At 62.0% G+C, this 5,614-nt stretch carries 6 protein-coding genes; all 6 read right to left on the reverse strand.

Going from position 1 to position 5,614, the window contains the following annotated elements; genetic code table 11:
• On the reverse strand, positions 1-1,150 hold a 1,150-nt coding region (gene tssK / locus DBR23_RS02985; protein ID WP_108497270.1), incomplete at its 3' end, for a type VI secretion system baseplate subunit TssK.
• Positions 1,151-1,154: 4 nt separating this feature from the next.
• On the reverse strand, positions 1,155-1,733 hold the full coding sequence (gene tssJ / locus DBR23_RS02990; RefSeq protein ID WP_233250246.1) for a type VI secretion system lipoprotein TssJ: 579 nt from the start codon (positions 1,731-1,733) through the stop codon (positions 1,155-1,157).
• Positions 1,734-1,771: 38 nt separating this feature from the next.
• Complete coding sequence (locus tag DBR23_RS02995; RefSeq protein WP_108497271.1) at positions 1,772-2,560, reverse strand: PP2C family serine/threonine-protein phosphatase; 789 nt, start codon at positions 2,558-2,560, stop codon at positions 1,772-1,774.
• Complete coding sequence (tagH, locus tag DBR23_RS03000; protein ID WP_108497272.1) at positions 2,557-4,659, reverse strand: type VI secretion system-associated FHA domain protein TagH; 2,103 nt, start codon at positions 4,657-4,659, stop codon at positions 2,557-2,559. Before tagH ends, DBR23_RS02995 begins: the two co-directional genes overlap by 4 nt.
• Before the next feature lie 33 nt (positions 4,660-4,692).
• Complete coding sequence (locus tag DBR23_RS03005) at positions 4,693-5,169, reverse strand: TssQ family T6SS-associated lipoprotein (RefSeq protein WP_146191211.1); 477 nt, start codon at positions 5,167-5,169, stop codon at positions 4,693-4,695.
• Positions 5,170-5,173: 4 nt separating this feature from the next.
• The coding region (locus DBR23_RS03010) for a PEGA domain-containing protein (RefSeq protein ID WP_233250247.1) at positions 5,174-5,614 on the reverse strand (441 nt) is incomplete at its 5' end.

Below are 5,614 nucleotides of genomic sequence, written 5' to 3' on the forward strand. Positions count from 1 at the left end.
CCGGCAGGTGGAGGTTGACGAGGTCCCGGATCTTCTCGACAGGCCCCAGCTTCGTCTGGGTGGGAAAGTGGGTGCGCAGGAATTCCACCGTGGTCTGGGCGTGTACTGCCAACACGAAATCGCAGGTGGTCAGCAGCTCGGTGGACGGGATGAGGGCTACACGAACGCCGTATTGCCGCTCCTGCAGCTCGATCTGGATAGCGTTTTGCTCAAGCACCGACGAAAGGCCGCGGCGCAGTTCCAGCATCAAGGGCGGAAAGCAGCTGCGCAGGTCGTCGTGGTCATAAGCCGGCAGTGGCGCGGGGCGTCGTTGCTCGCGGGTGAAGGTGGACAGCTCGCCCGCCATTTTCAGGAGGTCATCGAAGAGGCGCTCAGGGTGAATGCTGCGAATCCTGACCCAATGTTCTACCGCGGGCTCCCATCGGTTGATGAACTGCAGCATCAGGAAGTCACCCACCTCGCCGACACCGCCGCGCCCTGGCTGGATCAGCCGCTCCTCCAGCGCGACGCCCCGCTGGCGCAACAGGCCGTGAAGTTCTCGGCAAAACGCGAATAGTGCGGAGGTTTCAGAGTTGTTGACGACAGTCGGGATGAAGGTTTTGTCCAGCAAAGCTGCTCCATCCGCCTTGCGTTCCACCACGTGGGTCACGGGCAGAGATACCCAACCGTCGGAAAGATCGTGTGATGTGCGCAGGCTGAACCGGGCGATGCCCAACTGCACCTCCGCCGGCTGCGCGCCAACGTCGTTAATGTCTGCCACTTCCAGCACCTGCGCTTGGTAACGCGTCATGCCTGCGTCGTCGTCGGCAAGGGTTACTTCTGCGCCGCTACGCCGCCGCAGCGGGAGTGACAGATGGATCAGCGTGTCTTTGGTGTTCTTCCCCACATCAAACGGTGGTGGGGCATCGTCCACATCCGGGATCCTGAACGGCGTGCCGTCAGGTAGCACACCTTGCGCAGAGATCAGTGCAACCTTGCCGAGGGCCAGCATCTGGGTGTCCAGGGTCAGCTCTGAAAACCCCCAGTAGAAAGGCTGGGCGGAAAGACTGCGCCCTTGGATCAGAAAGTCCAGGTGTCGCTCTTGTTGTTGAAAGTGCTGAGGGCGCAGGAACATCCCTTCCGCCCACACCACCTTGCGTTGCCAAACCATGGTTCTACCTTGAAGTGATTTGATGTTGAACCCGTACGGCGTCGCGCGAGACCGTGACCAGGTAGTGAACGGGTTTGAGCCGCTGTGTTTCTCCAAGGCCCCACCAGCGGCGGCGCATTTCCACCGAGTTCGGGGCATCGACATGTGCACGCCAGGTGCTGCGCTCGAGGTCGCGATAGCTGGCGAAGAAACCGAAGGCACGCACGTCGGGGTTGCCTTTGCGTTCGATGACGCGGCGCTCACCCGGTGCAATCAGGATCTCTTCTCGCCGCACGAAGTCGCCGCCGAGCTGGCTTTCGTCCTTGTCCAACAGGTCGAAGAAGCTGGAGCGTTCGAAGGTGACGGGAGTGCGCAATTCGTAGATGCGCAGCAGTACGGGCTTGGGCATGCCGTCCACGTCAGGGTTCAGGCTGCGCTCGGCGATGATCTCGATGACGGCTGGCGGCACCCCGGTGGGCGCCTCGCTGGGGCGATTGAGTGTGTTCACCACGCCGCATCCGGACAGAGGCAGCGCTGCCATTGACAGCCAGTGGGTGGTCTTCAGGATCGTTCGCCTTGATACGGCTTTCTTGGTCATCTGCATGGCGGCATCCTCCCGTTCAGTGGGCAGTTCGATTCAGTTCAGTTGACGGTCTGGTTTGCGGATACCCACACGGCCAGCGCGCTGAGGTTGTCCTGATGGGGACGGTCTTTGGAGCGAACGGCTTCCGCCATGTGCTGTAGCCAGACGTCGGGCCGCTCTGCGGCCCGCAGCGCTTGTTCCATCGCGGACTCGTGTAGGTTTTCCCAAAGTCCGTCGGAGCACAGCAGAAAGGCGTCACCCTCTGTCAGCTCCACGGATTCAGGCAGCACGGTGGGCGGTACCTGCGACTCGGCACCCACTGCACCGGCCAGGACACTGCGATTGGGCAGCGACCTGGGATCGCCGTTGGCATACAAGCCAGCGTGCAAAAGCTGCTGCACAACGCTGTGGTCTTCGGTCATGCGGTGAACCCGGCCTTCCCGGAACCAGTAAAGGCGCGAGTCGCCCCAATGCGCCCACAGCGCGCGGCCGGTGACCGGATCTATGCACAGCAGGACCACGGTGGCGCTCATGTGCATCCGCGAAACGGAGGTGGGCTGTTCTTCAGATACTGTATGTTCGGCGCGAAAGATGAGCGATGCCAGGCTGGCTGGCGCAAACATAGGGTTCTCGCGGTAACCTCCGAGTACGGCGTCCACCGTCAGGCGCGCGGCCAGCGCACCGTTGCCATGGCCTCCAGCTCCATCCGCCAGGGTGCAGCAAAAGCCTCTCGATCCCAGATCTATCATGCCTAGGTAATCTTCGTTGGAGGCACGGCCGCCTTTGTCGGTGATGGCCGATACCGACAGCCGCAGGCGGTGCGACTCTCCTGCGATATGTGCGATCACGAATGCTCCTCGGCAGACTGTGCGGCGGCTTCGTATGCGTTCACAAAGGTTTTCCCGGAGAACGCCATGAGGTCGTCTTCTGCATGGCGACGCACCGAGTCATATTGCTGCTGGAAGTCGTCCCACAAGGCGGCTTTGCGATGCACTCTGGATATTTTGGTTAGCAGGCTAGACGCTACCGCAGCTTTCTTCTCTAGCTCTGCTGGGCTGAGGCTTGCCACGGCTTCTGAGTAGGCGGCTCGTATGCCGGCCATCAGTGCGATCTGGTGTACCGCCAGGTCTTTGTACGCTTCCTTCATTGCGGGTACCGGCTTCATGAATCCCGGAAACGTCTGTCCAATAAGCTGCAGCATCACACCGTCTGCCGTCGGCAGGAACTTGAGGGGGTTGTTGGCCCCGGAGGCAATGATCGTGACGTCCGCTCGGAATTCACGTTTGATTTCCGAGCGCGCGGAGAGGAGGTCGATAGAGCCTTGTACCGCTACCCGCAGTGCTTCGCCGAAAGCGCGCATGAAATCCGGCGTGATGGTGACGTGTGCTTTGCCTTGCTCTATCCCCGCGCCTTGGAGAAAAGCAGCGGCGAGTGCATCCGATGAAGCTACCGTTGTCTGCGCCGTTACGTGGGCGTCAGCGGCGGTCGGTGTCGGCGCAGGGGGTGACGCGGGCTGCGTGGCGTGCGTGGGGATCGCGTTCTCCCATAGGTGCGGCGGCTGGATATCTGCGATCTTCAGCAAGTCCTCCTCCCGCAGTGCCTGCGCAGCGTCTCCGCCGTCGAACAGAGCCAAGTCCAGCCCTTGCATGGCGTGAAGTCCTGCCTCTACAACAGACTCAACGGGCGGCGCAGCCACCGGAGTTGCCTCGACGTTGAGGCGGTTGGTGGCGGGGAGCCCATGGGTGACCGCAGCTGGCAGCGCTGTCGCATGGCGCCGTTGGGCATCGCGGGGCATGTTGAACACCTGGGCCAAATCCGAGCCGCGGGACATGCCATGGTCTTCTGGCTCCACATACATCGACTCCCCGGGCTCACGAAAGAGCTTCAGCGGGTTCAGTTCGATGGCTGGATCCAACTGCTTGGGCAGCCCGGTATGCGCAGCATTGTCCATTTCGCCCGCGAAATGCCCCGTTTTGGGCAATGCCTGGAGCAGGCCATCGTTCTTGAGTTGAACCACTTCAGCCAAGCTCTTGGCGGCAAGATTCCCGCTCCAGGGGTCACGCTGGAGGGCTTGCTCCCTGGGATCAACTGCGAATGGGTTGAAGTCGTCGGGAATGACCATCGCTCGATGCGCTGTCGGCGGTGCCTGTGTGGGCCTTGCTGTAGCGGCAGAAATATCGAACGGGTGGGGTGGGGCGTGTTCCGTCGGAATGTCTGCATGCAGCCCGTCCGCAACAGGGGCGGCAGAGGCCGATTGCGCCACTGTCAGTGCCGCGGCGGGCCCTGGCCCGGTGGCGGACCGTTCAGGGACGAGCGCTGCCGCAGAGCGGGCCTCGACCCGTCCAAGCATTGCGAAGGGGCTGGCCTCCGCATCGTGCTGCGATGGTGCTTCGGGCAGGGACGAGAGCAAGAGGCCTGACAGGTGTGCATCTCCTCCGACGATGTCTGGTATGTCTGCCCAGGGGTTGGGCAGGGAGGCGAGCCCGATCGCCGAGGTTGCGGCATTGGCGCTCGGTGTGGATGTACCCGGCTGTGTGTCACTGCCGGCTGCCGATGTGGCCTCCGAGATGCCTTCTGTGAACGCGCGGGAGACCTTCGCCTGGGTAGCCTGCGCATCCTGGTGTTGCCCTGGAATGACTGCGCGCAGTTGATATGGACCAATGCCTATGCTTGTGCCGGGTACAAGCGGTACCTCTTGCCCGGACAGCACCTCCAGCCCGTTTACGCGCACTGAGCGGCGTTCGCACAGATTGGCGATATAGGCTCGGTCGGAGTCAAGGCGGACCATGGCATGCACGCGCGCGACCATCGCGTCGTCATCGGGCAATACCAGCTTGTTTTGCCCTGCACGACCCACGGTCCCGCCTGCCATCCCAAAGATGGCGGACCAATAGCGGCAGACCGGGCTACCCGCTTCGTGTGTGACCACCAGTTCTATCTTGTCCATTGCGTATTTGCGCGTGCGTTGTCTGGAGGAGCGTCAGGATGTCTTACGGGTGTTGCGCTTGGAACGCGCAGCATTGCGGGCATTGATGAATTCACGGCCCCAGACCGGGTGGCCCTTTTCTGCCTCGGTGAGTTGGAACGTGGGGTCCTGCTCGAGGGCGAGTTCGAACTGCTGTCGGCAGGGGCGCGGCCGCCCTGCGGCGCAGTGGCTGAAGGCCATGAACTTGCGGGCCTTGATTTGCAATGTCAGCGGTAGCTCGGGGGCGTCGGCAAGAGGTGTGAGCTTGACGATGGCTTCATCGAACTGCCCTTCTGCGTACGCGTTCAATGCTTCGGTCAGCTGTGCCTCTTTCTGCGCGCGCGGATCCACCGGTGCGACGGGCTCGGGAGCTGGTGGCGGTGGTGGCGGTGCTTCCACCTGCGGCTCGGGGGGCTTTGGCGCTGTTTCGCAAGCGGCCAGGAGAAGGCTGGCGCAGGCGACGATCAAGGCGCTCCAGTAACGGTTTCGCATGGATTTATCTCGCGTCAAAGTCATGGGTGATCGTGATCGGTTGATCTGGCTCGACCTTGAGCGTTTTGCGCACGGTATCGAAGCCGGGGTTGCTGAATTCAATGTTGTGTGAGCCTGGGGGGAGCTTGAGTTCTGTGAGCGGAGGAGTCACGCCCACTCGCTTTCCATTGAGAGTCACATGGGCCCACGGTGAAACGCGCAGCTGAATGTTGTTCTCGGAGCGGATGGGCCTCCGCGAACCCAGTGCCATTGGGGACGTCGGGTCGAACGATGGTGTGGGATAGCCTGCAACGGCCAACAGCGGCGTGATAGCTGTGATCACAGTGCTGTTGAGCGAAAAGGTAAGAGCGTTGCCATTCCCTGGGGAAGATCCTTGACTGTTGCTGAAACTTGCCAAGGACCGGCCGCACTTTGCGCCGCGCTGGCTGTATGCCTTCGTATAGGC

It is taken from the genome of Acidovorax sp. HMWF018, assembly GCF_003061035.1.
Classification (GTDB): domain Bacteria; phylum Pseudomonadota; class Gammaproteobacteria; order Burkholderiales; family Burkholderiaceae_C; genus Acidovorax; species Acidovorax delafieldii.

Coding starts and splice junctions, on each gene's coding strand:
- DBR23_RS03005 (WP_146191211.1), bottom strand. CDS start 5,169: ATGCGAAACCGTTACTGGAGCGCCTTGATCGTCGCCTGCGCCAGCCTT.
- tagH (WP_108497272.1), bottom strand. CDS start 4,659: ATGGACAAGATAGAACTGGTGGTCACACACGAAGCGGGTAGCCCGGTC.
- tssJ (WP_233250246.1), bottom strand. CDS start 1,733: ATGCAGATGACCAAGAAAGCCGTATCAAGGCGAACGATCCTGAAGACC.